Annotated in this window: 23 protein-coding genes; 12 read left to right on the top strand and 11 right to left on the bottom strand. The window is 40.0% G+C overall.

Features of this window, described 5'->3' with window-relative positions:
• The first annotated feature begins 349 nt into the window (after positions 1-349).
• Positions 350-1837 (top strand): tRNA (N6-isopentenyl adenosine(37)-C2)-methylthiotransferase MiaB, encoded by a 1488-nt coding sequence (gene miaB, locus AC21OG_RS07840; RefSeq protein ID WP_487378185.1) that lies wholly within the window; start codon positions 350-352, stop codon positions 1835-1837.
• Between the two features lie 196 nt (positions 1838-2033).
• Here the strand turns inward: miaB and argE are convergent, their stop codons facing one another.
• Positions 2034-3329, bottom strand: coding sequence for an acetylornithine deacetylase (argE, locus tag AC21OG_RS07835; RefSeq protein WP_487378184.1), 1296 nt, complete (start codon positions 3327-3329; stop codon positions 2034-2036).
• A 118-nt stretch (positions 3330-3447) separates the two neighbouring features.
• Positions 3448-4104 carry a UPF0149 family protein gene (locus AC21OG_RS07830; RefSeq protein ID WP_486546910.1) on the bottom strand — a complete coding sequence of 219 codons (657 nt, stop codon included), beginning with the start codon at positions 4102-4104 and terminating at the stop codon, positions 3448-3450.
• A 504-nt stretch (positions 4105-4608) separates the two neighbouring features.
• Here AC21OG_RS07830 and AC21OG_RS07825 point away from each other — a divergent pair.
• On the top strand, positions 4609-5019 hold the full coding sequence (locus tag AC21OG_RS07825; protein ID WP_487378183.1) for a hypothetical protein: 411 nt from the start codon (positions 4609-4611) through the stop codon (positions 5017-5019).
• A gap of 72 nt (positions 5020-5091) precedes the next feature.
• Positions 5092-5688 (top strand): cell division protein ZapA, encoded by a 597-nt coding sequence (locus AC21OG_RS07820; protein WP_487378182.1) that lies wholly within the window; start codon positions 5092-5094, stop codon positions 5686-5688.
• 145 nt (positions 5689-5833) lie between these two features.
• Here the strand turns inward: AC21OG_RS07820 and AC21OG_RS07815 are convergent, their stop codons facing one another.
• Complete coding sequence (locus AC21OG_RS07815) at positions 5834-6247, bottom strand: hypothetical protein (RefSeq protein ID WP_487378181.1); 414 nt, start codon at positions 6245-6247, stop codon at positions 5834-5836.
• 457 nt (positions 6248-6704) lie between these two features.
• Between AC21OG_RS07815 and AC21OG_RS07810 the strand changes: the two genes are divergently transcribed.
• Positions 6705-8366 carry an NAD+ synthase gene (locus tag AC21OG_RS07810; RefSeq protein WP_487378180.1) on the top strand — a complete coding sequence of 554 codons (1662 nt, stop codon included), beginning with the start codon at positions 6705-6707 and terminating at the stop codon, positions 8364-8366.
• 118 nt (positions 8367-8484) lie between these two features.
• Here the strand turns inward: AC21OG_RS07810 and AC21OG_RS07805 are convergent, their stop codons facing one another.
• Positions 8485-9201 (bottom strand): YggS family pyridoxal phosphate-dependent enzyme, encoded by a 717-nt coding sequence (locus AC21OG_RS07805; protein ID WP_487378179.1) that lies wholly within the window; start codon positions 9199-9201, stop codon positions 8485-8487.
• A gap of 391 nt (positions 9202-9592) precedes the next feature.
• Between AC21OG_RS07805 and AC21OG_RS07800 the strand changes: the two genes are divergently transcribed.
• Positions 9593-10666, top strand: coding sequence for a type IV pilus twitching motility protein PilT (locus tag AC21OG_RS07800; RefSeq protein ID WP_487378197.1), 1074 nt, complete (start codon positions 9593-9595; stop codon positions 10664-10666).
• Positions 10667-10791: 125 nt separating this feature from the next.
• On the opposite strand, the gene fur is transcribed toward AC21OG_RS07800, so the two are convergent.
• Entirely contained in the window at positions 10792-11223 is a 432-nt protein-coding gene (fur, locus tag AC21OG_RS07795) for a ferric iron uptake transcriptional regulator (RefSeq protein WP_486546916.1), read from the bottom strand.
• Between the two features lie 477 nt (positions 11224-11700).
• Here fur and AC21OG_RS07790 point away from each other — a divergent pair, with 477 nt between their 5' ends.
• Positions 11701-12072, top strand: coding sequence for an outer membrane protein assembly factor BamE (locus tag AC21OG_RS07790; protein ID WP_487378178.1), 372 nt, complete (start codon positions 11701-11703; stop codon positions 12070-12072).
• 269 nt (positions 12073-12341) lie between these two features.
• Here AC21OG_RS07790 and AC21OG_RS07785 read toward each other — a convergent pair whose 3' ends face one another.
• A complete protein-coding gene (locus tag AC21OG_RS07785) occupies positions 12342-12707 on the bottom strand; it encodes an RnfH family protein (RefSeq protein ID WP_487378196.1) in 366 nt (121 codons plus the stop codon).
• On the opposite strand from AC21OG_RS07785, the gene AC21OG_RS07780 reads away from it, so the two are divergent.
• Positions 12694-12864 (top strand): hypothetical protein, encoded by a 171-nt coding sequence (locus AC21OG_RS07780; protein WP_491185032.1) that lies wholly within the window; start codon positions 12694-12696, stop codon positions 12862-12864. The two genes, AC21OG_RS07785 and AC21OG_RS07780, sit on opposite strands and share 14 nt — an antisense overlap.
• On the opposite strand, the gene AC21OG_RS07775 is transcribed toward AC21OG_RS07780, so the two are convergent.
• From AC21OG_RS07775 to AC21OG_RS07765, 3 genes are all read right to left on the bottom strand, one after another.
• Complete coding sequence (locus AC21OG_RS07775; RefSeq protein ID WP_487378177.1) at positions 12827-13945, bottom strand: hypothetical protein; 1119 nt, start codon at positions 13943-13945, stop codon at positions 12827-12829. The genes AC21OG_RS07780 and AC21OG_RS07775 overlap by 38 nt on opposite strands.
• A 204-nt stretch (positions 13946-14149) precedes the next feature.
• The gene (locus tag AC21OG_RS07770; RefSeq protein WP_487378176.1) at positions 14150-14815 is read right to left on the bottom strand and encodes a c-type cytochrome; all 666 of its coding nucleotides are present in this window, start codon (positions 14813-14815) and stop codon (positions 14150-14152) included.
• Between the two features lie 393 nt (positions 14816-15208).
• Positions 15209-15514, bottom strand: coding sequence for a c-type cytochrome (locus AC21OG_RS07765; protein ID WP_487378175.1), 306 nt, complete (start codon positions 15512-15514; stop codon positions 15209-15211).
• A gap of 771 nt (positions 15515-16285) precedes the next feature.
• On the opposite strand from AC21OG_RS07765, the gene yihA reads away from it, so the two are divergent.
• From yihA to lspA, 3 genes are all read left to right on the top strand, one after another.
• Positions 16286-17020, top strand: a complete 735-nt coding sequence (yihA, locus tag AC21OG_RS07760) for a ribosome biogenesis GTP-binding protein YihA/YsxC (RefSeq protein WP_487378174.1) — start codon at positions 16286-16288, stop codon at positions 17018-17020.
• Between the two features lie 454 nt (positions 17021-17474).
• The gene (gene ileS / locus AC21OG_RS07755) at positions 17475-20345 is read left to right on the top strand and encodes an isoleucine--tRNA ligase (RefSeq protein WP_487378173.1); all 2871 of its coding nucleotides are present in this window, start codon (positions 17475-17477) and stop codon (positions 20343-20345) included.
• Entirely contained in the window at positions 20338-20973 is a 636-nt protein-coding gene (gene lspA / locus AC21OG_RS07750) for a signal peptidase II (protein WP_487378172.1), read from the top strand. Before ileS ends, lspA begins: the two co-directional genes overlap by 8 nt.
• Positions 20974-21155: 182 nt before the next feature.
• Here lspA and AC21OG_RS07745 read toward each other — a convergent pair whose 3' ends face one another.
• Complete coding sequence (locus AC21OG_RS07745; RefSeq protein ID WP_486546925.1) at positions 21156-21566, bottom strand: DUF1294 domain-containing protein; 411 nt, start codon at positions 21564-21566, stop codon at positions 21156-21158.
• A gap of 327 nt (positions 21567-21893) precedes the next feature.
• Between AC21OG_RS07745 and AC21OG_RS07740 the strand changes: the two genes are divergently transcribed.
• Complete coding sequence (locus AC21OG_RS07740) at positions 21894-23492, top strand: FAD-dependent oxidoreductase (RefSeq protein ID WP_487378171.1); 1599 nt, start codon at positions 21894-21896, stop codon at positions 23490-23492.
• Between the two features lie 109 nt (positions 23493-23601).
• Here AC21OG_RS07740 and AC21OG_RS07735 read toward each other — a convergent pair whose 3' ends face one another.
• Complete coding sequence (locus tag AC21OG_RS07735; RefSeq protein WP_487378170.1) at positions 23602-24309, bottom strand: LOG family protein; 708 nt, start codon at positions 24307-24309, stop codon at positions 23602-23604.
• Positions 24310-24639: 330 nt separating this feature from the next.
• Between AC21OG_RS07735 and AC21OG_RS07730 the strand changes: the two genes are divergently transcribed.
• Complete coding sequence (locus tag AC21OG_RS07730) at positions 24640-25596, top strand: alpha/beta hydrolase family protein (protein WP_487378169.1); 957 nt, start codon at positions 24640-24642, stop codon at positions 25594-25596.
• Positions 25597-25632 lie beyond the last annotated feature (36 nt).

Raw genomic sequence — 25632 nt, 5'->3', positions numbered from 1 at the left:
AGTGTAATTGCTAAGTAGTGTCATGGCGCGTTTGAGCGTTTTTCTACTGAAATAAGAAACTTTCGATTCAAAATACTTAGGTCAGATACCTCTCATTACACCTCTAAACTTAGTCACTGGATTAATACTCAATAACAATAAGCTTATGGTATAATATCGACCCACTATTGACCTTAAATAGCCTGACCTTAAAATGTTTAACTTTCACTTAATCGTTAAACTTAAACACATCAGCGTCTTAGATCAGCACATAAAAGACAACTCTTGCTAGAGTAATCCAGTAACTGTTTTGCAACTCTAATAACTGTCGTGCTACCCTTTTCATCATTCTAACCTTGGACTGCTTAATATGAGTGCTACTATATTTGACCCTAAATCTATCCCTGTATCTGAGGAAAGTTCCCTAGCGACTACCTCATTATCAAATGTGGATTTTGCAAGTCAAACTAGCCCGACAACCGAGCGTGCAAAAAAGAAAGTCTATATTGCGACTCAAGGATGTCAGATGAACGTTTATGACTCTGAGAAAATGGGTAATGTGTTGGGCGACTCTCACGATATGATCGTCACCGATAATATTGACGAAGCTGATGTGTTGTTAATGAACACCTGCTCAATCCGTGAAAAAGCACAAGAAAAAGTATTCTCAGAATTAGGGCGTTGGCGCAAACTTAAAGAGCAAAGACCAGATCTCGTTATCGGCGTCGGAGGCTGTGTTGCCTCCCAAGAAGGTGACAATATCCAAAAGCGTGCACCTTATGTCGATATGGTATTTGGCCCGCAAACCCTACACCGTTTGCCTGAGCTTTATGACAAGTCGACTCAGCAAAAAGACGTTAAACCCAAAGATCGTATTGGTACGGTGGACGTCTCTTTTCCAAGTATTGAGAAGTTTGATTTTTTGCCAGAACCTAAAGTAGAAGGCTATCGTGCTTTTGTCTCTATCATGGAAGGCTGTTCGAAATATTGTTCTTTTTGTGTGGTCCCATATACCCGAGGCGAAGAGCTATCACGACCATTGGATGATGTATTGGCCGAAATTGACAGCTTAGCTGAGCAAGGGGTGCGTGAGATTACCTTATTGGGACAAAATGTAAACGGCTATCGCGGTGAAAAAGATGACGGCAGCATCTGCCGCTTTGCCGAACTATTACATTATGTGGCTCATGTAGACGGTATTGAACGCATTCGTTATACGACTAGCCATCCGCTTGAGTTTACCGATGATATTATTGATGCTTACGCTAAGCTACCACAGCTAGTGTCACACCTTCATCTGCCTGTACAAAGTGGTTCTAATAAAATCTTGTCCGCAATGAAGCGTAATCATACTATTGACGTATACATCAACCAAATTAAGAAGCTGTTAGCGGTTCGCCCTGATATGCATTTATCCAGTGATTTTATTATTGGATTCCCAGGCGAAACCGAAGAGGACTTCTTGGAAACGCTTAACCTTGCTAAAGCGCTCGATTTTGATCACTCTTACAGCTTTATTTATTCTAAACGTCCAGGTACGCCGGCTGCAGAGTTACCAGATGATGTCAGCTTAGCGACCAAAAAAGAGCGTTTGGCTATCTTCCAGAAGGTCATTCGTGACTCTACCTTGAAGAAAACCGAAGAAATGGTGGGTAAAACGGTCAGAGTGATGGTTGAAGAGGTTGCAGATCGCTATCCAGACCAACTATTGGGTACTGCTGACAATACCCGTTCAGTACTATTTAAAGCCACAGAGCAACAAAAAATGGACTTAATGGGAAAATTCGTGACGGTTAAGATTGATGACTATGTTAGCCCGCATATGGTACGTGGCGAATTGGTCGACATTTTAGGCTAGGTTAAAAAGTAAAGATTCAAAACAGTTATAAAAGCACGGTGATCAGTAAATCACTGTGCTTTTTTATATTTAATCTAGAGATTAATACCCAATCTAGAAATCAATCTATCACGAAAGGTATCTGCAAACTCTATAAATAGTTGTTTGGTAAGGTTAACGCTGTCGTACTTTAGTTTGCCTATGACGATAAATAGCTTTAAGCGGTTAACGAACTCAATAATTGATCTAAGAAACGATCACACATTGCCAATTGCTCAAGTTCGACATATTCATCCGCCTTATGCGCCCGCTCGATACTACCCGGTCCACAAATCACTGTCGGAATCCCTGCATTGGTAAATTGACCGCCTTCAGTCGCATACGCCACTTTATGCCGCGCTGAGCTTTCCACCAATCCCGCTATTAAGGCTTGTAACGCCTCACTATCACTGTCAGTCATAGCTGGCACATCTTCTAATTGCTTAATTTCAATACCCGTATTGGCATCAATGTGCTGCATTTGTGCATTCAGCTCTTCAATTTTTTGTTGAATAGCCGGTAATATATGCTCGGCACCCATAAAAGGAAGATTGCGATAATCAAAGGTAAACTCGCATAAATTCGGCACGATGTTCGTTGCGGTACCGCCTTGGATGGTACCAACTGACAATGTAGAGAACGGCACATCAAACTCAACGTCTAATTGACCTGAATTCGCCAATTTACCAGCCAGCTCGTCTATAAACCCAATCAGTTTAGCCGCATAACTAATGGCATTTACCCCTTGCGGAGTCAAAGAAGAGTGCACTGATTTACCATGTACCGAACATTTAAATACCGATATACCCTTATGGGCGATGACCATCTTCATAGACGAGGGCTCACCGACGATACAATAATCGGGATGTATGCCCCGTTGCTTAAGATCATCAATCATAAGCGGCGCACCCAAGCAGCCAACCTCTTCATCAAATGACAATGCAATATGCAGCGGTTTTTTAAGCTGACCTTGGCGGGATAATACAACCGCTTTAGGTAGTATACTTAACGCGCTGGCTATAAAGCCTTTCATATCACAAGCACCGCGACCATACAGTTTATTATCGCGTATCACTGCTTTAAACGGATCTGATGACCAATCCTGACCGTCTACGGGTACCACATCGGTATGGCCTGATAAGACAATACCACCACTAATAATGGCAGGACTGTTATCCTCCATACAGTTGTTATCCACACTGTTGTTATCTAAACTGTTATTTTCAACGTCATTATTCTCAACACCCCCATCATCAAGACCCTTTCCCGCAGGAACGGTAACAAATAAATTGGCTTTGTCTTTGTTTTGGTTAAAGGTGAGTATAGGCTTGAGTCCTAAGCTCTGACAATACGCTTGCACATCATTAATCAGCGCCAAGTTAGAGTTACGACTGACCGTATCAAAACCAATCAAACGGTTCAGCCATTCTAAACTTTGGCTAGGATAGACAGTATTGCCAACTGAGGTAGTCATAGGGTTTTCTCACACAAATAAGGTCATAGGGCTAATGGTTGATAAACAGCGCTGATGTACAAAAGTCATTATAGTATGACTAAAGAAGGATCTCTTTAAAAGCTAAGTGATATAATAGCTAAGAGGGATTGTTATGATTCATGATATCCATAACAGGCGGAATTGGCTTAGGCTTAACCCCCTCCTCCTCAAGCTCTTTCGCCGTTTTGGCATCAAGAGATAGTCCTGCAATAAGCGGCAATGACATCATAGATTTACGGGGTCTAACCGCTAAGCTTACCGGGACCATACGTATAAATTCATATAAATACAAATAAGACTCTTCACCACCCTCGAACTCATCTTCTGGATCAATGCGTATCCCGCCAATTTTCGCCAAATCAGCAAATATCATATTTTCTTCTGCGCTAAGAGTACTGTCTGTCACGCCAAAACCTGTCATAAAGCCATTCGCCCATTGCTTTAAAGCAATGACTCGCTCGTAGAGATCGTGCTCATCATCTGGCACTAAAGGAGAAAACTGATAAGCATCGTCTTTATCTTTTAACTGAAACGAAGTGTCTTCCGCCTCTTCTGCTAGTAAGGTTAACGCAGCCTCATCTGGAATAGAGAAGCTTAATTCAGTGAGTAAACGCTCCCACTCTTCAATCTTACTAGGCGCATGACACACCGTCATTAATCCTGTCATTAAGCCATGCAGTTCACTAATGCTGACGTCAGTCCAGTTTTCAAACGCTCTTGACCAATCATTCCAGCCAGAAATATCATCATTCATAATCATTACCTGTAAAGTTTTAAAATATTAATTTTATTAAATCGAGACCCTAATTTTAAGTAACCCTAGGTTTAAATAAAGAATATAGAGGTGTTATAAATGCCTAGTATCATTAAGGCAACTTGTGTAATAAACAGTCACAATGAGCAATTAATAGTATGAGCGTTTAGTGAACATTTTAATATTATGAAATAGCCTATTTGATTTATTTAGCCCTGATTAAAAATGTTTTTTGAGAAACAATACTTTTAAGTTATACTGAAATAAATGTGTCGTAAAATGATAGAAAATATTTCTAAACAACGGGTTATGCTATACGCTATGACTTTAATAAACTCTTTAGACCAATAAAAAGCCCTAAATCTTCTTTTATTTTTAAGTGTTAAACACATTCATTAACAACCTAATGCTAGATATAATGTGGGCATCTATGGCATTATTAAAGGCAATGTATCCATAACCTTGCATTTAAATTTAATCTGACTTTATTAGAAGTGATTACCCATGACTGAATCTTTGATTGATAAACTGCAACACTTGCATGCAATATTAAATGATCTTCGCCATCGCTATGAAGCCACCCAAGCTGAATTAATAAACCTCAAAAATAGCCCTGACGTTGAAAATGAAGAAGTTCAACAGTTACATAAACAACTTGAGGACCATCGACAAGCTTTTGAGCAAAGTCTTCAGGACAAACAAAGCCTTCAACAAAAGTTTGAACAGCTTGATGAAAAGTATCAGACCCTTGCTGAGGCACATCACAACTTAAACGATACTTATAATGAATTACTAAAAAAATGTGAAGCGCTAGAGCACTCTAATCAAACTTTACTTGAAAAAAACCGCTTAGCCAAGGAACATACTAAAGTGGTTATGCAGAGACTGACCTTGATTGACCAAGCAACGGATTAGTCCATACTCATTAGCTTAAGCTCTATGACTGATTTAATTACCCCTTACCATTACAATTTTTAAGAGAATATTATGTCAACCCAAAACCATAACGAGATAACGGATGACGGTCAAAGGTTATCGAATGAAGTAGAAATTAATGATATGACTACCACTGGTACAGACATTGAAATTATCACACCCGATGACTTATCGGACAACCCTAATATAAATATTAGAGAATCTGGCACCTTTGATTTTGAGTTAGATGACACAGAATCATATGACTCTGATGACCATACTGACAAGCATGAGTCAAACACCTATGATACTGTTACCTATGATACTAATACTTATAATGAGCCTGATAGTTATAATGAGCCTGAAACCAACTCGCCTCAGTTTACAGCCGTTGATATCGATATTTTAGGACGGTCTTATACCATTAACTGTCCTGCAGGTGAGGAAGAAGAGCTCAACTCTGCTACTCACTATATCAATGATTTTATCACTGATATTCACGAGCAGGCGTCACACTTATCCCATGAAAACTTATTGGTGTTATGTTGTTTGAATTTATATGAGCAAATTCAACAAGCCAAAAAGTCAGCGTCTGACCATGATGATCTCACACAGCAAGCTAACCTGCTGGTCGATCAAATCATTCAAGACATGCAACAGAGTCAATAACAGTAGGGGCTAAGCACCAAGCAAGTTTTAGTGACATATACTCTGTTATTATTTAATTCAGTGCTTTATTGACTCAGTGCTTAATCGTCTCAGTACTTATTTGACTCAATACATGTTTGCTCATTAAAGGTTGAAGGACTTTAGGCTATTTCACTTGTGAATGAAACTCGTCTTGATGATCATAGTTACAAAAAAACCAAGATGTGATTTTCTTAATTGCTTGTCGTTGTTCATTTAATTGTTTTTGATACTGTTTAATCTCCGACTTTGTTTGCCTCTTTTGCTGGCGAGACAAGGTTTTTGACTGTGTAGTATCGGTTAATTGAGTTTGTAGTTGATTGATTTTACTTTCGTTATCCGCTATTGAATGTGTTAGGGTTTTGACCTCTTGTTGTTCAGAAACGGTGAGTTCATCTTCAGGCTTTATTTCTAAAACGCCTCGGTATTCCGCAAGGGGATAGCCACAAAAATCACAATCTCGCGGGGTAATAATATCGCCTTCTTTAGGCATGAATTGTCTGGGCGGTTTAGGATACATAAACTTAAAAAAACCCCACATACATAGCCATACAATCATTATAAAAAATAAGAATGAAAAAAATGCAAACATGGTAACTTCCTAAATATACCCATCATTTAAATAAGGCTAAGATATAACATTAAAAATTTGATGTTATACTAAAGGTAATTGTATCGGTTTTTGCCTAAAAAAGGTCAAATGATAGAAACAATCGTAATTCAGATACGAAATATAAATGACCTGACGTTACTTTTTCAGCATGACCAAACATCAGCACGACTAGACTTAAATTATGATTATCAAATGACAATAACTAAATAATCTAGACTGAACGTTTTAAATGCATTATTACAATCAAAATTGCTAAACTTTCTTCGAAAATTAAATTCACTATAATTAATACTATGTCTAAATCAAGAGTCAATACCTACAAAACTTAATAAATTGATTCTCTATTTAGCGTTTAGTAATAAGACCCATTATATAGGATCTACTAATGTCAACAACGAATAACAGCAAACAAGTTAAAGGAAATTCACTAAAATTTGCGATGGCGCAGTCTCACTTTATGGTGGGAGACATCCAAACAAATATTAATAAAATGCGCCACCTTGCTATCGAAGCACGTGATAATGGTGCCGATATCATTATCTTTCCTGAGCTCGCTTTATTAGGCTATCCGCCTGAAGATTTATTATTACGCCCTAGCCTATCTGACCGAGTGAAATCGGCCCTTAATTCACTAAGCGATATCAATGATATTGTAATGATTATTGGCTACCCTCATGTGGATTACCATGGTACCTTTAATTCAGCCGCTATCATTCAAAATGGTCAACAAAAAGGCTTTTATCACAAGCAACATTTGCCAAATTATGGTGTTTTTGATGAACGTCGTTATTTTGATAAAGGACGTAATCAGGTCCTTTTTGATTATCAAGGGGTGACTATTGGGCTGCTCATCTGTGAAGATCTATGGGTCGATGAGCCTATTAATGCGCTAAAAGATCAAGGAGCTGACTTAATAGTTACTATCAATGCATCCCCCTTTGAAGCAGGAAAACAGCACGCTCGACAGGCCTTATTAACTAAGCGCTCAATGGATACCAAACTGCCTCTTATTTATACCAATTGTGTCGGTGGTCAGGATGACTTAGTGTTTGATGGCGGCTCTATGGTCATTCAGTCTAATGGTGAAGTTGCTCATGAAGCACCAAGATTTCTTGAGCACATGATGTACGCTACATTTGATGCCGAAAGTGGCAGCTTTGATACTCAGGATAAAGCACCTCTACAGCTCAGTGCTGAATCTGAAACCTATCAAGCCCTAGTCGTTGGTTTGCGAGATTATGTCAATCACTCGGGCTTTGAGGGCGTTATCGTTGGTTTATCAGGTGGTATCGATTCTGCATTAACGTTATGTATTGCCGTCGATGCTTTAGGCTCCGACAAAGTTTACGCCGTGATGATGCCTTATGAGTATACCTCTCAAATTAGCTTAGAGGATGCTCAAATTCAGGCTAGAAGGTTGAATGTGTCTTATACCGTTTGCCCTATCCATGATGCGGTAGATGGTATGCGCCATACCTTAGCGCCTTTGTTTAATAAGTCTAAAGCAGATACCACTGAAGAGAATATTCAAGCGCGCGCTCGTGGTATGGTACTTATGGCATTATCTAATAAGTTTGGTCATTTAGTTATCACTACCGGTAATAAGTCTGAAATGGCAGTTGGTTATGCCACTTTATACGGGGATATGGCAGGTGGCTTTGACGTTCTTAAAGATGTTTATAAGACCCAAGTTTATGCTCTCGCCAATTATCGCAATCGATTAGAAGATACCGATGTGATTCCTGAACGTGTGATTACTCGTCCCCCTTCGGCTGAGCTACGACCGGATCAAAAAGATCAGGACAGTTTGCCTGATTACGATATTCTTGATGCGATTTTAAAAGACTATGTGGATAATGACTTAGGTTTTGATGACATTGTTGCTAAAGGTTTCGACGCTGAGACTGTTCGTCAAACCATAACCTTAGTTGATAGAAGTGAATACAAACGCCGACAAGCCGCAATTGGTACTAAAATTAGTCATAAAGCATTTGGACGTGAAAGACGCTACCCGTTAGTCAATGGTTGGTCAATAAAAGGGGATTGAGCATTAACACCTACGACTTAACTTTCGTACAATGACTTAATATGATCTGAAAAGAGCCTCATTTAATTGATGAAGGCTCTTTTTTTATTTTAGGACTGACGACAAAATTAAAATGTCGTTACTCTCTTGCACCAAAAATGGCACTGCCTACCCGAACCAAGGTTGAGCCCTCGGCTATAGCTTGCTGCATATCCCCGCTCATCCCCATACTCAGTGTGTCCCACTGGCTAAGTTCTGGATGCGACTGTTTGACAGTATCAAACAGCGCTTTGGTTCTGACGAATGCATCGGTGTCCTGTTTTGAAGGAATAATCATTAACCCGCGTAGGTTCAAATTTTCATAGTCTTTCACAAGACCGACCAACCCATTCACCTCTTCAGTTAAACAGCCTGACTTACTCTCTTCATTATCTATATTGACTTGAATAAGCACATTGAGCTTCGGTAAGTGTTCGGGACGTTGATTGCTTAGCCGTTTGGCAATGATATCGCGCTCAATGGTATGTACCCAGTCAAAATTTTCAGCGATATCACGGGTCTTATTACGCTGGATATGACCAATATAGTGCCAAACGATATCAACGTTAGTGTCTAAATGAGAGGTCAATTTGTTTACTTCTGCGATTTTGTCCACCGCTTCTTGTAGATAGTTTTCCCCAAAATGAAGCTGTCCTGCCTCAAACAAAGTGGCAACCATACTCGCCGGCTTAGTTTTAGACACCGCCAGTAAGGTAACTGAATCTCGGTTTGATGCTGCACAAGCGTCATCCACCTGTTGTTTTACGGCCTGCCAGCGTTGCAATAATTCACTGTCAGAAATCTTAGAATCGGTCATATTACGCCCCTTCATTTTTAGAGTTATCTCATACTGTCATGCTAAGTAATGGCTAAATAATATAGCTAACAGTCGCTAATTGTATTTTGAGAACTTTAACGGCTGTTAGAACATTGACCACCTCAGCTTCAGGTTGTCGACATTAAATGGTGTCATCATTAGGATAATTTAATTCTATCCACTAAAAATTTTAATTCCCATGAAAAAGATTTAATGGGTTAAATAATGCTATAAAACTATGTAGACTTGATATGATAGCTTTAAATGACGGGTAATTTGGATAAGGAATAACTTAGTGACGAATAAGGATGTAACCCAATTTAGCAGTGTAGTGTGTAATAAAGAATTAAATACTGAATATGATGGTGAATGTAAAAACAAATTTGACAGCATTGAGCGTCTATTAGACTATGCGTATCAGCGACAGGCTTCAGACATACATCTCTCTGCTGGTATGCCCGCTATGATTCGTAAAGACGGTGACTTGATTAAACTTAATATGCCACCATTAGCACATAGTGAGGTACAACAATTTATCTATGCCACCATGACCGCCTCGCAGCGTACTGAATATGAAGCGAGTCTAGAGCTTGATTATGCGTTTAATGTTCCTGATCTCGCTCGATTTAGGGTCAATGCATTTCATCAAAATCTAGGGGCTGCGGCAGTATTTAGAGTTATTCCCTCCAAGATCATGTCTCTTTCAGAATTAGGGCTGGATGCCTCTACTTCACATCAGCCCGATATTCACCATACTTCGCTTGAAGACACCTTAAAGCGCATTGCCAGTTTTGCACGAGGTCTGGTGCTAATTACTGGTCCTACAGGCTCTGGCAAGTCCACAACGCAAGCCGCACTCATTGACTATATCAATAACTCTCGTAAAGCACATATACTGACGATTGAGGATCCAATTGAGTTTATACACCAATCCAAGCTTAGCTTAATCAATCAACGTGAAGTATCTCGCCACACTTTAAGCTTCGAGTCCGCCCTACGTTCAGCATTAAGAGAAGATCCAGATGTTATATTAGTCGGCGAATTAAGAGATCTTGAGACCATACGTTTGGCACTGACTGCTGCAGAAACGGGGCATTTAGTATTTGCCACACTGCATACCAGCTCTGCCGTAAAGACAGTAGATCGTATTATTGATGTATTCCCAGCCGCTGAAAAAGATATGATTCGCGCGTTGCTCTCTGAGTCATTACAAGCTGTTATTTCTCAGACGCTTGTCAAATCACTCTCTTGTGGCCGTGTGGCTGCGCATGAAATAATGATTGCCACACCTGCCATTCGCAATTTAATTCGTCAAAATAAATTAGCGCAAATGTATTCTGCTATTCAAACGGGCGGCCAAAATGGTATGACCACTTTAGATGATTCTCTTAAAACCTTATTAAGTCTTGATATAATCACTAAAGAACAGGCTAAGCGTCACGCGAAGCAACCTAATAGTTTATGACATCTGACCATAATATAGCCGCCGCATAAATAGCCGCCGCTTAATATGCCAGTTCTGATAGTTATATTGAAGGGTTAATCGTTAGCATCTATAAATAGGTAGTCTCTATAAGGTAACGCTTAGCTCTACTTAGCTGAGTTTCGACATTCTTCACTATCACATAGACCATACATAACCAGTGAATGACCAGATAGTTTAAAGCCGTGTTCTGCAGCAACTTTTAATTGTTCTTCTTCAATTCGAGCATTATGAAATTCGACAATTTTACCGCAAACATCACACACTAAGTGGTCATGGTGCTCTTCTTGGGTAATTTCAAACACAGAAAGATTGTTCTCAAAATTATGACGTTCAACAATTCCCGCCTGCTCAAACTGAGTGAGTACACGGTATACTGTGGCTAAACCGACATCCTCACCTTGCTCTATTAACGCTTTATACACTTCTTCAGCGCTCATATGATGATGTTCAGCGCTCTCTAATAGCTCAAGAATTTTGACACGGGGTAACGTAATTTTTAATCCAGCTTTACGTAAATCCTGATTTGTAAATTTCATTGTGTTCCCTATAGGTTATAATGAATATGCGAAAGTGCATTATGGGTGACATTAATGCAAAATTTAACTAAATAATCTCGTAAGTGGTAGGCAATTGCAAGTAATTGACGTATCATTTATCGAAACATTTCGATTGATTAATTATAACCCCTACTTTGTTAGATACATCGATTTAATTGTAGTTCTTAACATATGATGGCTTTAAAATCTGACAGTCTTTAGACATGACAGTTTCGAAGTATGGTTATACTGAATATATTGTCGTAGTGGTTAGGGTATTAATCTATCCACGACAAGAATTCAAAGCATACAGTACTAAGATTTGGAATAACGTGTTAATACTAACTATAATTAACAGCAACTATAATTACCTGTGGTAGAGTAAACGGTCTTGAGTTAATATTCTTATTCGCTATAGACTCTAATCGCTAACTTAATCGTTAGCGTTATCAATGGATAATTTAAAAACGTGAAACTATGAAATCATTAAAATATTTTTTTTACCCCGTGGCTATTGCAACCACATTATCACTCTCTGCTTGTTCTATCTTTGGCGTTTATAAGATAGATTTGCCACAAGGCACGCCTATTACTCAAACACAAGCGCAGCAGATTCAACCAGGAATGTCGAAAAACCAAGTGCTTTATTTAATTGGTAGTCCTGCTCTGCGTGACACGCTTGCACCGAATCGCTGGGATTATATCTATGATTATACCCCAGGCACTTATGGTGAACGTGACGGTAAAAAAGTTATTCAAGATGCCAGTCAACATCTGGTTATATACTTTAATAATGACGATATTGTCACTAAGATTGAAGGCGTTGATACCTTACCTGTCACCAAATAATTCGCTTACTCGTTCACTAAGCAATTACATATAATGGCCTAGGCCTAATGCCATTGCTATATTTTAGATGAGTTTGAGATTGGTAATGTCACCCATCGATAATTCAATCTTTGGTTCGAGTTGGTTTGAATAAGTTTTAAAGCTTATTACCTTACAAGATTTAGTCTTATTTAGTCTTTATGCGGACTATTTAGGTAATAAGCTGTTTTCCTTTAATTAAGTCTATTAAAACTCATAAAGTCTATTAAACACTAATAGATTAATACTGACTATTGAGCATTAGCTCTTCTTTTACGCTTACGCATTGGGTCTATAGTCAGGGGTCGATATATCTCAATACGATCATGCGCCTGCAATATATAACTCAATAATTTCTTCTGCGAAAACACCCCTACACACCAGTGCTTATTGTCTATTTGAGTGTCATGACGGTGAGCATCACACCATTTATCTAATTCTGGATACTGTGCTAACCATCCTGCTAACGTTAATGCGTCAAGCAAATTGGTATCTTGAGGCACCTCAATTTCAAGATATACGTTCTCAATGGGTGTTGGTGCATAGGCTAAACTAATTGGTATTCTATCAACATTTGAATAACTGACCTTGTAAGGACTGGCATTGGAAAGAGCCACATTTGAATCAGCCACATTTGAATCAGCCACATTTGAATCAGCCACATTTGAATCAGCCACATTTGAATCAGCCACTTTGATAGCCTGCTTTCTATTCTGTAACTCTACACCCTCATTATTCATGATAAAAACCAACCGACTACGGCTATCAAAATGAGTAGTGGTGCTAAGATACGAATGGCCACTCTCCACATGTTATAAATGCCTTCAGACTTAAAGTTTAAAGACTTACGCATATGACTAATTTTCATTTGCCAGCCTGAGAAAATCGCCAATACAAGAGCGCTGAGAATACTAAGCACGACCAGTATTATTACTAACGCGTGTGGCGAGGCAACTAATACCAATAATATTCCAATAACCATACTCACTGCCGTCGCTATCCCTATACCAAAGCGACCAAACTTAGTGGCAATCTGAGTACTCGCAAAGTGAATAAAATAGGCAGCCGCCGCCAATACCCCTAGTCCGTATATAATCGCTGGGATTGGGGTTAAAGCACCTGTACTGAATGTACTGAACATAAGCGCAATACTGCCTATCACCAGTTGGGTCAACCAAATCGGCAATACTGTCTTTGTGGCTATCTCTTTCGTATTACGACCTACTTCTGCACTGTGATTAGGATCTTTGCTAACGAGCGGATTATTAAACCAATATAGACCCGTCCCTACCCCAACACTGACTAAGGCTAAGGTCACTGCTCTCGCCCATTCACTAAGAGTGGGCTCAGTCATAACCAAGGCCAATGAAGACAAATGAGTCACCGCCCCGATGGCAAAAGCGATGGCGATAAGCACCAGTGAAACTACCAAACTGCCAGACCCGAGTAAACTCAATAAGGCTGCAATTACCATCAGAACAATGGCGAGTGCATAGCTTGGAACCTCAAAATTGATACCCAGCTCACGCATTGCTTCCAATAGATTAGCACTGATTGCATCAATACCTAAACCAGCAATAACCAAAGATAGCAAAACGGCTAACCACACAAAACTTCGCCAAATCGTACTGGTATCTGCTTGTCGAGTGAGCTCCTGAATACCTTGCGCTGGAGTTTTTTGGCTGCGATGCGCAAGTCCAACTTCAGCATACAATAAAGGCAATCCTACGACCAGCATTGCTATAACCCACATCAGCCAAAAATCTAATTGACCTATTGGCATTGGCACAAACCAATGAAAGAGCAATAAGGGTAATAGTGCGGCAATAATAAGTGAGGCAAAACGATTTTGCATGCGAATGTCCACGGGTTAAATAATAGGTTAAATAAAGATACGTTGAATGACAATCTAACTGATTTTGAATCTGAAAATCAAATGTAATAAAGTATAGTGACTAAATCAATGTTTTAAACCTTTTATAGTCACTATAACAACAAAACCCCGATGAACGGGGTTGTAGTACACTAATTATCAGATCAATATCAATCAAAAGTAAGTTTAGTGAATAGCACTTACATACTGAGATAACATCTTAATGTCTTTATCAGAAAGTCTTGAAGCCACAACTTGCATCATGCCTTTATCACCTTCTTTGGCGCCATCATTAACACGCATTTGATCTTTACTTACGTCATCTTCCCGACCCGCAGCACGGAACATTTTTAACTGCAAACCAAGGTATTCAGCGTGTTGACCGCCAATACGAGGGAAGGCTGCGTAAGCATTACCAGAACCTTTCGGATCATGACACCCTGCACAAGCAATCACACCTCGTGTCTTATCACCCCCCAAGAAAAGTTTGGTCGCCGCTGCGGTAGTCGCTGGATTACCCGCGAAGGCACCCCAAGGCTTTTGTTCTGAAAAATAGCCTGCCACGTTAGCAAGGTCTTGCTCTGATAAATTTGCAACCTGTCCCTGCATAATACCGTTTGTACGGTATCCTGTTTTGAAGTCTCTTAATTGCTTAAATAGGTAACGCACATTCTGACCGGCAAGATTGGGCTGTGTCGGTACAACACTAATTCCAGTCATACCATGACAGGCAGCACAGGATATTTCGACAATTTTTTGACCTGCCGCAACATCATATTTAGGAACAGTAATAACTGCATGTGCACTGAGACTGGCAATAAATAAGCTGGAGGCAACGAGCAATTTTTTCATTGTAGTTTAATCCTACTAAGTCTTTCAGGCGGTAGCTAAGTACTTATAACCCTAATGCAACACTATTTGCTATCTTGTAACGTCAATATAAGTTCTAATTAGCTTTATGTAACATAATCATGACTCACACTATTATAACAAATTAGCGCTAAGTTCAAGTTATAACGACTCACTGAGAATATTTGATGTCATTATTATATCAATAGTTTTGTAAAAATAGCTACCTATGAGTGACATATTAGTCAGCATAGATTGACATACCTTACTATTATTAGGCTTTCATTAAAAAAACCTTAGCATAACTAAGGTTTTTTTTAATATTATGACTTATAGGTCTACATATTAGTTTTTGGAACAATCGTATAGTTATTATATTGAACTTATCAAGTATGACTATTTTGCCATATACTCGATTAATGCTGCATAATCTGCATTGGAACAGTCACTGCATAAGCCACCAGCTGGCATTTGCGGCATGCCATTTTTTACAGAGTTTACCAATGCAGGCATACCTTTTTGTGATTTAAGCTTATCCCAAACGGTTTTATCGCCCGTTTTTGGAGCATTTAAAGCCCCTGTAGCATGACAAGCGGCGCAACTGTCTTCATAACGTTGAGCCGTATCTGCATTGGCTAACAATGGCAAACTATTTAATAGCAACCCGACAACAAAGGGTGTTGCAACTTTTGTAAGTCTCATTTCGACTCTCCTTACCTCTAATATGCTCTAAACAGTAGAACAATCAAGGTATCATGCAATTATTAGAATAAGGGTATTGCAGTATAAAGATAACACGTTTGCATTTTAGTATACACTTATTCACTTAACTATATTATGGCGCTATTTAGTTAAATTTCAATATAAAGACTAAGGTTTTTTGTTGCTGATACTCACGTTGTCTGTTACGTTTTTGGTATCACTATAATTCATGCGTTTAAAGGCGTAACTTTAAAGTGATATGTATGTTGATATAAATTCATTAAGTATCTATTGAAGGCGACCTCATTTAAGGGTATCACTCAATTTCCCATATCGATGTGAAATCTTACCTTTGAAATTTGTGCATTGACGATTTTTAAAAACGTAATAACAAACATTATGAGGATCAATTCATTTACTGCGCCATTTTATCAAACTTATGTTAAAGTTTAAGTTATTAAAGTCAATAAATTGATTAAAATAATTTAATGTATTGCATACTCTTAACTTAGGTCATTATCATTAGTTGCTAAGACTCGTTATAATGAGGCGATTTATTCGCCTGTTGTCTTCTTATTTAAGTATTACGGCTAGCATTTATAACGACAAATAGTGCTATTATTTTATCTGACACAATTTAACAAGCATCATCTATTTGTTGTTAAAGTTATTTATTACCATACTTAAATTTTATAATAGGTTAAATAGCTGTCAGTTGTTTAAGTTTCATATTCTACACTCTTGTTTATCGTTCAAATTTTGAGACACCCTATGTCCAACACCTCCAAGACAAAAAAAACCAAAGCACCAGAATACATGCCCCCTGAGTCAGCCTCAGATTTATCACATTTGACACCCAGAAAGCGTTTGGAACAAACAGAATTTTTAATGTCTGCCCCCACTTTCAAGTTATGCCCACCGGATATTGGCTATGAAGTAGCGTTTGCTGGACGCTCAAATGCAGGTAAATCTTCAGCAATCAATGTATTAACCAATCAACGCCAGCTTGCTCGTTCTTCAAAAACACCAGGGCGCACTCAAATGATAAACTTCTTCTCTATCGGGAATGATCAAGCACGCTTGGTTGATTTACCAGGCTACGGTTATGCAGCCGTACCCGAAAAGATGAAACTGGTTTGGCAAACAGAACTTGAAGAATACTTGGTCTCTCGTGAAAGTCTGGCAGGCTTAGTACTTCTCATGGACAGTCGCCATCCTCTCAAGTTTTTTGATGAACAAATGCTGCGCTGGGCTAAAGATGGCGAGTTACCTGTGCATGTACTATTAACCAAGGCAGACAAGTTTAAGTACGGACCCGCCAAAAATATACTATTAAATACCAAACGTGAACTTGAAAAGATGGGGCTCCCTTTTAGTATTCAGCTTTTTTCGTCATTAAAAAAAGACGGTGTGGATGAGTTGGCTGAAGTGATGGGACGCTGGTTAAGAATTGATGGACTAACTACACCAATAAGCGAACACCCTTTAAATCAGCAACAACCTTAACCTTATACCTATAGTTTGTATTGTTATTAGAGTATCGCGCTTGGTTTGTCACGCTTGATGCGCACGCAGTTACTTGCCTTGCTCTTTGTACTAACGACTGACGAAACAATTATCATATAGCACTTAACGAGCGACAAAATAGACCCAACATTAAGACAGACCGAAATGCACTATTGACAGTGGCTAGGCTTTCAGCTATTTAATTACTTTTAGCCCTTAATTTATTTTATAATGTCGCAACTAACTGATAAATGCTTGCCACTGGTGTCATGGATACAGACTGCTGGCATCATGCTTGACTGTGCATCAGACCCAAATATTTAAATTTGAAAGGTTATTAAACCTTATCTGTTTTACTTTCAAAACCACTGCTTTACTTTTAAAAACCCAAATATAGTATCACTTTAAATTTACACTAAATTTTTGTTTTAACTCAATATATAAGACGGCATATATGACTGATTCAAACCCTTCAACAACAGAGTATCCAGACTACAAAGACACTTTAAACCTCGCTGATACCGCCTTTCCAATGCGCGGAAATTTGGCCAAACGTGAACCTGACTGGCTTAAAGCTTGGGAGGCGGATAATGTCTATACCAAAATTCGTCAGGCAAAAGCAGGACGTAAAAAATATATTTTGCATGATGGTCCTCCGTATGCGAATGGTCAAATCCACCTTGGTCATGCGGTCAACAAAGTACTAAAAGACATTATTATTAAATCAAAAACGTTATCAGGTTATGACGCGCCTTATGTGCCAGGTTGGGACTGTCATGGTCTACCTATTGAGCAAAAAGTAGAGGCCAAAGTCGGTAAAGTCGGTCAAAAAGTTTCTGCTACTGAGTTCCGTGGTTTATGCCGTAAATATGCTAGAAGCCAAATCGAAATGCAAATGGCTGACTTTAAGCGTCTAGGTGTCTTCGGTGACTGGGACAATCCATATCTGACGATGAACTTCCATCAAGAAGCCAATATCGTACGTGCCTTAGGGAAAATCTATGCCAATGGCTATGTAACCCGCGGTATGAAACCAGTGAACTGGTGTCTTGATTGTGGCTCCTCGCTTGCCGAAGCAGAAGTCGAATATGAAAATAAAACGTCAGATGCCGTCTATGTGTCATTTGAAATCGTTGAGCCATCAAAGCTGTTCTCTGAGGGCGACTTAGATAGTGGTGTCGACAATAGTGCTGATAAAACCTATGCCGTTATCTGGACGACCACCCCTTGGACCCTGCCTGCCAACCAAGCCATTACTGTTAGTGCGGACTTTGACTACAGTATTGTCAAAACTAATAAAGGCAACCTTATCTTAGCGACTGATTTGGTTGACCATGTTATAGAAACCCTTGGCTTAGATAATAAGGGTACCCTTACAACAATGAAGGGCGCAGATCTTGAGCTTATAAAAGCTCAACACCCCCTGTTAGAGGATCGTCAAGTACCAATTATCTTGGGGGATCATGTGACCACCGAAAGTGGTACAGGTCTGGTGCATACAGCACCTGCGCATGGTGCTGATGACTATGTTGTTAGTTTGCGCTATAACTTACCCACAGTAAATCCTGTAGGCGGTAATGGGGTCTACTTAGACTCTGCGCAAATCTTCGTCGGTGAGCATATCTATAAAGCACAGCCAAAAATCATCGAAACCTTGCATGATAGCGGTCATTTGCTGAAGCATTATAAAATGGAGCACAGCTATCCACATTGCTGGCGTCATAAGTCGCCTATCATTTTCCGTGCCACACCTCAGTGGTTCATCCGTATGGATCATGAGGTCAACGAGGGTGGCAATACGTTAAGACAGCAGACGATGCAGGACATTCCAAATGTCACTTGGACGCCAGCTTGGGGACAAAACCGCATCGAATCTATGGTTGAAGGTCGCCCAGACTGGTGTATCTCACGTCAGCGCACTTGGGGCGTGCCCATTCCGTTCTTTATTCATAAAGATACCGATGAGCTACACCCTAATACGCTTGAGCTGATGGAAGACATTGCACAGCTTATCGAAAAAGGCGGCGTAGAAGCTTGGTTTGAGACCGATGCTGAGCACTTTATTGGTGAGGATGCTAAAGATTACGTTAAATCAAATGACACCCTTGATGTCTGGTTTGACTCAGGGACCACTCATTTTGCAGTACTCGGCCAAGATGACAACTTAACCAATCCTGCGGACATGTATTTGGAAGGGTCTGACCAGCATCGTGGTTGGTTCCAGACATCGCTACTGACGTCAGAAGCCATGTACGCTAGAGCCCCTTACAAACAAGTGCTGACTCATGGCTTCGTTGTCGATGAAAACGGCCGAAAAATGAGTAAGTCACTAGGTAATATTATTAATCCACAAGACGAAATCAACAAAACGGGCGCTGATATGCTACGTATGTGGATTGCGTCCAGTGATTATCGTTATGAGATGAACGCCGGTAAGCAAGCCTTTAAAGGGGCGACTGATATGTACCGCCGTATTCGCAATACAGTGCGCTTCTTATTGGCGAATACAGATGACTTTGATCCTGCTAGCAACAGCTTGCCAATGAATGAGCTGGTCAGTCTTGATAAGTACATTATGCTACGAGCCCAAAAAGTTCAACAGGACATTATCACCGCTTACGATGCTATGGACTTCCACCAAGTTACCCAGCAAGTGACCGCCTTTTGTTCACAAGACTTAGGTGGCTTCTATTTAGACATCATTAAAGACCGTCAATACACCACTATGGAAGATGGTAAGCCGCGTCGCTCTGCGCAGACGGCCTTATATCATATCGCCCATGCTCTGCTACGCTGGATATCCCCAATCTTGAGCTTTACGGCACAAGAAGCGTGGGAAGCCTTACTGAAAGACTCTGCCACAGGCGACAATGCTTATATCTTTACTCAAGAGTGGTATGAGTTACCAAGCTTTGAGATGTCCACCCTTACTGAGGCTGATTGGGCACGAGTGTTAGAAGCTAAAGACGCCATTAACAAAGTGATTGAGACCGCTCGGGAAGAAAAGCGCATCAATGCCAACCTATCTGCCGCTGTCACTATCTATGCGAATGGCGAGATTTACGATAGCTTGGCGAAGCTTGAAGATGAACTGCGCTTTGTATTAATTACCAGTTCAGCATCGCTTGAAACACTCTCAGGCGAGCAAGGTGATGAAACTGACATAGACAATCTTCGTGTTACTGTCAGCTCAGCTGAAGGTGAGAAGTGTGTTCGCTGTTGGCATGTGCGTGACGATGTTAACACCAATCCAGAATATCCAGGTATTTGTAAGCGCTGTGCTATAAATATCGCTGGACCAGGCGAGGTTCGTCACTATGCCTAATCAATCCAGTGATAACAGCACCCTTTCAGACAACACACTGTCAGACACTTTAGGCGATAAGGATCAGATCGCACCGGCATATGCCACAGCGACGCCTAGCCTATTTAAGCGCCCAAAGTTGGTACCCAATCGTGGACGAGCACTATTGTGGTACCTTATTGCGCTATGTGTGATTGGCTTGGATCAATGGACGAAGTGGTTGGCGACTACCCACCTCAATTATCATGAGCCGGTACCTGTAATAGAGCCGGTCTTAAACTGGACTTTGGCCTACAATTATGGGGCAGCGTTTAGCTTTTTGGCGGATCAAGGGGGGTGGCAAAAATGGTTCTTTGCGGGACTATCACTCGTAATGTCAGTCTTTTTAATTATTTATCTGACCCGCGCGCCGCGTCAAGCAAAGCTGTTAAATATTGGCTTGGCGCTGATCCTAGGTGGTGCCATCGGTAATTTGATAGACCGTTTACGCATTGATAAGGTGATTGACTTTATCCATGTACATTACATGGATGTCTGGCACTATCCTATTTTTAATATTGCAGATATTGCCATTTGTATAGGGGTGGCGATAGTCATTATTGATATGCTTTTTTTTGAAGGCAAACGCAACGAGAAATATCAATCTTAATCGCTGTAAAATTTGTCAGTTACATTAATAGCTTCTTACGATATAACAAATTACGATAAAACAAAGCCCGTTTTTAAACGGGTTTTGTTTTTATATGCTTCATTATTTTTGAAAACTTGTTTTATATGCCTCTTGTATTAATAGGCCTCTTGTAAAAGCCTCTTTATATCCCGAGTATATAATTAAACGTTGGAAATGTCACCGCCAACGATCACATATAATAGCCCTGCCATATTTAACACCACTGTCAAATAATACATCACTCTAAAATCAGGCTTTTGCGTTTTATGTCGTAAATAATTTTGAGCAACCATGGCACCCACCCAGCCGCCAAGTAAACTCAAAATATGTAAGATTTTTTCAGGAACACGCCACTGACCTAACTTTGCTGCCTTCTTATCTTTGGCATATATCAAATAGGTCAGCGCCCCTATAACCCCATACCAAATAAATAGTAATAATGGAAGATTACCTTTAACTGTCAATACTGCTAATACAATATAAAACCCCAAGGCTATTAATAATTGATTCTTATTTTTATCTTGGAAGCTAACTTGACGCCTAGCGTGCTTTCGCAAATTTTTTTTCATCATATTCTCATTGAAAATCAAACCTATTACGACACCATTTTAGTATTTTGTAGCGGGTTGTTATTTTAAAGTGGCTCACGTTTACCAATATAGCAGACTTGTATATCCTCTTTATCACCACCATCTAATAATCAAGCTTACAGCCCTTAGTTACGCAATACTGTATTTTTTATACAAACAAAGGGTTGCTTAACAACTAGCAAACTACAGTTTTAATATCCTTGATTTGTTATTATCGCCCTAACTTAAATATAGACCTTAATTAAACTCTGTTCATTAATAAAACGATGAATAATCATAGCATCTTACTGAACTCTATGGCTGGACTCTATGGAAAATACAGAACAAAAAGCATTTAAAGTAGGCATTATTGGTGGTGGCGTTGCTGGATCAACGATTGCCATACGCTTAGCAGCCTTAGGGGTACAAACTTACCTGTTCGAAACAAAGTCCAGCTTGATTGACGGTCCTCCGATGTGTCATTTACACGCAGGTGGCAACTTATATCGCGAAATTCCTGATGAGGATTGTGTTGCACTGCTTAAACAATCGATCGATATGCTTAGAATGTATCCCTATAGCATTGATGTGCGTCCCACAGTGATCGCTATTCCTAAGCGTGACGATGGCAATCCAGAAGATTTATTACCTCGCCTTGAGCTTTTGACAGAAGAATATCGTCAATTGATAGCGCTAGATTCAGCCAATAAGGTATTGGGAGATCCAGAAGATTACTTTCATATGTATGACCGTGAAGAGCTTGAAACTTTAATAACCCATCAAAATAACAGTGGGACAAACCAGCCAAAAAGTACAGATGATTGGGTGTTACAGGCGGCGCAGCATTTGGATTTAGACAAACTAAAATTTCCTATATTTGCAGTGAACGAATATGGCTGGAATATTTTTCGTCTGGCAGCATCCGCACAAGCAGCGCTAAAAGGTTATTCAAATGCACATTTGTTGCTGAATACCAACGTGGTTAATGTCTCTATGAGTAAGGCATCTAAATACAATGGTACGACTTCAAAGCAGGAACTAGATGAATTAGCCGAGGCTAAACAGTGGCAGATCAATTACATCACGTATACAGATACTTTGCCGTCACATGACAGCCAACCCGACGACAGCAACGCGCTTGAACAGTCTATTCAGGTCGATTACTTGATCAACGCATGTGGCTTCAAAACGGGAATTATAGATAATATGGTCGGCGTGCCTGCGCAGCGCATGGTCGAATTTAAGGCCTCATACGTTACTGAATGGCACAATAATGCTAATTTGGATACCGCAACAAACCTACTGCCAGAAATTATCATTCATGGAAAGCGTGGCACCCCCCATGGCATGGTACAACTGACGCCTTATCCAGATGGGTTCTATCAAATTCATAGTATGAATAACGCGGTAACTTTATTCAATGATGGTCTTGTGGCAACCAGTCATGGCGATGCACAGCCGAAGCTTAAGCCGACTTATCTCGATTATATTGAGGAAGGATGGAATCCAACGACGCTACATCAACGCAGTCAAAGAGCCATCGACCAAGTCAGTGAGTTTGTGCCTAAGTTTGCTTCTGCAAAGCCAACCGATAATGCCCTCTATGGCGGTCAACAAATTCCAGGTGAAAATGACACCTTACGTGTCGCTGATGTGCGTCTTTATCCTGAGCTGCATTATGCAAGGGCTGAAAATGTAAAGGCGTCTTCAGCATTAGAAGCCTCTGACGATATTGTCGCAGAACTGGAGCAACAAGAGCTTATTAAGGTTCAGAAGCAACAAATAGAGGCACGCCAGCATCATAAATGGGCTTATTTGCAACATATTACTAAGCATGATATTGATAGCATTGCTAAAGATTTGGCGCAACAACGTGCCTTTCCCTTGCCCATGTCGGGCGTTGTTACGCCTTTTCAATCTGCCGTATGACTTAATGAGGCAAATGGGGTCAAGGTTTAGTTTAGTGCCGTAACGTATATGCTGCGAGCAGAAGGTGTCATCAAACTCTACGAATCGCCTGATTCGTTTTTATACCGTGCTATATTTTATGGGTGGCTACGGAATCTTGAATTTGCACATATTTATTTAACAGCGCAATTGCAGACTCAATATCGTTACAGACCACTAATCTCTCTAAGTCCTCAGGTTTCATAAATCCTTGTTCAGCCGTATGCTTCAAGTGTGCTATTAATGGGTCATAAAACCCATTGATATTTAAGATAATCATCGGCTTTTCATGTTGATACAATTGGCGCCAAGTGGCAATCTCCATGATCTCCTCTAAAGTGCCTAGACCACCAGGTAAAGTAATAAAGGCATCGGCATACTCCGCCATAATGGATTTACGCGTGTGCATTGTATCGGTTAAATGTAGACGAAATAAGCCTTCATGGGCAATTTCATGATCTAACATAAAGGTCGGAATCACTCCCACCGCGGGCGCTCCTCCTGAGATAACGGAATCCGCTACAGCGCCCATCAGACCAATACTGGCGCCTCCATACACTAAGCCCAGATTATTATTAGCCAGTGCAGTACCCAGTTCTCGAGCAGCCGCTTCATACACAGGATCTTTGCCTAGTCGTGAACCGCAGTAAACGGCGACTAGAGGTTGATTGATCGTTGATTTGTCCACCACCTCACTGACATTTTCAACGTCTTTACTAGTGATCGTAGTATAGTTTGATTGAGATTTTTTAGAAGTTGAACGCGTTGTGTTTCCAGAGAACGTTGGGGATTGTGTCATAAATAAAAACCACCTGAATTGTTAAAAAGTAATCGTTTATAAAATATTGACCCTATAATAAGTCATTAATTGTAAATCATTGTGCGTTATCTATAATAGCTTATATTAGCCGCTATAAAGATAAACACTTGTATAGATAATTTTTAATGACGTTTGATTTAGTTTACAGTACTTGTATGATACGCGTATGAAGATATGAATAAAGTGCTAAAAAAACAATGAATGGTGCGGCGTGAGTTCATGCTACTAAACTTTAGTTAAATTTCCTATGATAGAATCCTATTAGACTTATTTATCGCTACGCGCAAGCATATTAGACAAGGCCGTCCCATGACACATGACAATAAGACTTCAAACCAAGCAGATAAATTAGAAAAACCAGACCCTACAGGATATACACCCGCCACACTCACTATTGTTACTGAACGCAACCAACCTTTGACGGCGAGTTTGTATCTTCCAAGGGGCGATGAGCCAGACGATGTTGCCAGCATTGAGCATGCCATTATGATCGCTCCTGCCACTGGCATAAAGCGTCAATTCTATAACAGTTTCGCAACTTATTTAGCAGAAGAAGGATTTGCGGTTATTACTTATGACAATGAAGGTATTGGCGATTCCTTAAACTGTCCCCTTCAAAAATGTGATGCATCATTGATCAGCTGGGGGCGTCATGATGCCACCGCCGTTTTAGACGCCCTACAGCAAGAGTTCCCAAATGCAAAATATCACCTTATAGGCCATAGTGCTGGGGGTCAGTTAATCGGCTTAATGCCAAACTTTCAAGCCTTATCATCGGTAGTGAATGTGGCCTGTTCATCAGGACGTATCAAAAATATGGACATGCCATTCAAAGCTAAAGCTATTGTATTTATGGACGGCGCTATTACCTTAGGTAATTTAATATTAGGTTACACGCCCTCTGATAAATTTGGTATGGGTGAACCTTTACCACGTGGTGTTGCCAAGCAGTGGAGAGATTGGTGCAATGGTAAAGGCTATGTCAAAACTGCGTTTGGTAAGACCATTTTTACCCATTATTATGATGAGTTTTCAGCGCCTTCGCTTTGGTTAAACTTCACAGATGATGACATTGCGAATGCTAAAAATGTCGATGATATGTTGGCCGTCTTTCCTGCGATGCCCGTTGAAAAACGTATGATAAATCCGATGGATATGGGACTGAGTCATATTGGGCACATGACGTTTTTTAGTCGCCAAACTTATGCTAAGGCGCCACAATTATGGCACATGGCAACAGACTGGATTTTAAATCACACCAATTAGAATATGTTAAAGCTTAAGTCTATAGGGCTACTAACG

The organism is Psychrobacter sp. CX5, assembly GCF_057621535.2.
Note: the sequence above shows the minus strand (reverse complement) of the source record. Positions and strands in the feature narration are given on the sequence as shown.

Bases quoted from the DNA above. Each gene is read 5' to 3' on its own strand.
- miaB (WP_487378185.1), top strand. From the start codon at position 350: ATGAGTGCTACTATATTTGACCCTAAATCTATCCCTGTATCTGAGGAA.
- argE (WP_487378184.1), bottom strand. From the start codon at position 3,329: ATGACTACCTCAGTTGGCAATACTGTCTATCCTAGCCAAAGTTTAGAA.
- AC21OG_RS07830 (WP_486546910.1), bottom strand. From the start codon at position 4,104: ATGAATGATGATATTTCTGGCTGGAATGATTGGTCAAGAGCGTTTGAA.
- AC21OG_RS07825 (WP_487378183.1), top strand. From the start codon at position 4,609: ATGACTGAATCTTTGATTGATAAACTGCAACACTTGCATGCAATATTA.
- AC21OG_RS07820 (WP_487378182.1), top strand. From the start codon at position 5,092: ATGTCAACCCAAAACCATAACGAGATAACGGATGACGGTCAAAGGTTA.
- AC21OG_RS07815 (WP_487378181.1), bottom strand. From the start codon at position 6,247: ATGTGGGGTTTTTTTAAGTTTATGTATCCTAAACCGCCCAGACAATTC.
- AC21OG_RS07810 (WP_487378180.1), top strand. From the start codon at position 6,705: ATGTCAACAACGAATAACAGCAAACAAGTTAAAGGAAATTCACTAAAA.
- AC21OG_RS07805 (WP_487378179.1), bottom strand. From the start codon at position 9,201: ATGACCGATTCTAAGATTTCTGACAGTGAATTATTGCAACGCTGGCAG.
- fur (WP_486546916.1), bottom strand. From the start codon at position 11,223: ATGAAATTTACAAATCAGGATTTACGTAAAGCTGGATTAAAAATTACG.
- AC21OG_RS07790 (WP_487378178.1), top strand. From the start codon at position 11,701: ATGAAATCATTAAAATATTTTTTTTACCCCGTGGCTATTGCAACCACA.
- AC21OG_RS07775 (WP_487378177.1), bottom strand. From the start codon at position 13,945: ATGCAAAATCGTTTTGCCTCACTTATTATTGCCGCACTATTACCCTTA.
- AC21OG_RS07770 (WP_487378176.1), bottom strand. From the start codon at position 14,815: ATGAAAAAATTGCTCGTTGCCTCCAGCTTATTTATTGCCAGTCTCAGT.
- AC21OG_RS07765 (WP_487378175.1), bottom strand. From the start codon at position 15,514: ATGAGACTTACAAAAGTTGCAACACCCTTTGTTGTCGGGTTGCTATTA.
- yihA (WP_487378174.1), top strand. From the start codon at position 16,286: ATGTCCAACACCTCCAAGACAAAAAAAACCAAAGCACCAGAATACATG.
- ileS (WP_487378173.1), top strand. From the start codon at position 17,475: ATGACTGATTCAAACCCTTCAACAACAGAGTATCCAGACTACAAAGAC.
- lspA (WP_487378172.1), top strand. From the start codon at position 20,338: ATGCCTAATCAATCCAGTGATAACAGCACCCTTTCAGACAACACACTG.
- AC21OG_RS07745 (WP_486546925.1), bottom strand. From the start codon at position 21,566: ATGATGAAAAAAAATTTGCGAAAGCACGCTAGGCGTCAAGTTAGCTTC.
- AC21OG_RS07740 (WP_487378171.1), top strand. From the start codon at position 21,894: ATGGAAAATACAGAACAAAAAGCATTTAAAGTAGGCATTATTGGTGGT.
- AC21OG_RS07735 (WP_487378170.1), bottom strand. From the start codon at position 24,309: ATGACACAATCCCCAACGTTCTCTGGAAACACAACGCGTTCAACTTCT.
- AC21OG_RS07730 (WP_487378169.1), top strand. From the start codon at position 24,640: ATGACACATGACAATAAGACTTCAAACCAAGCAGATAAATTAGAAAAA.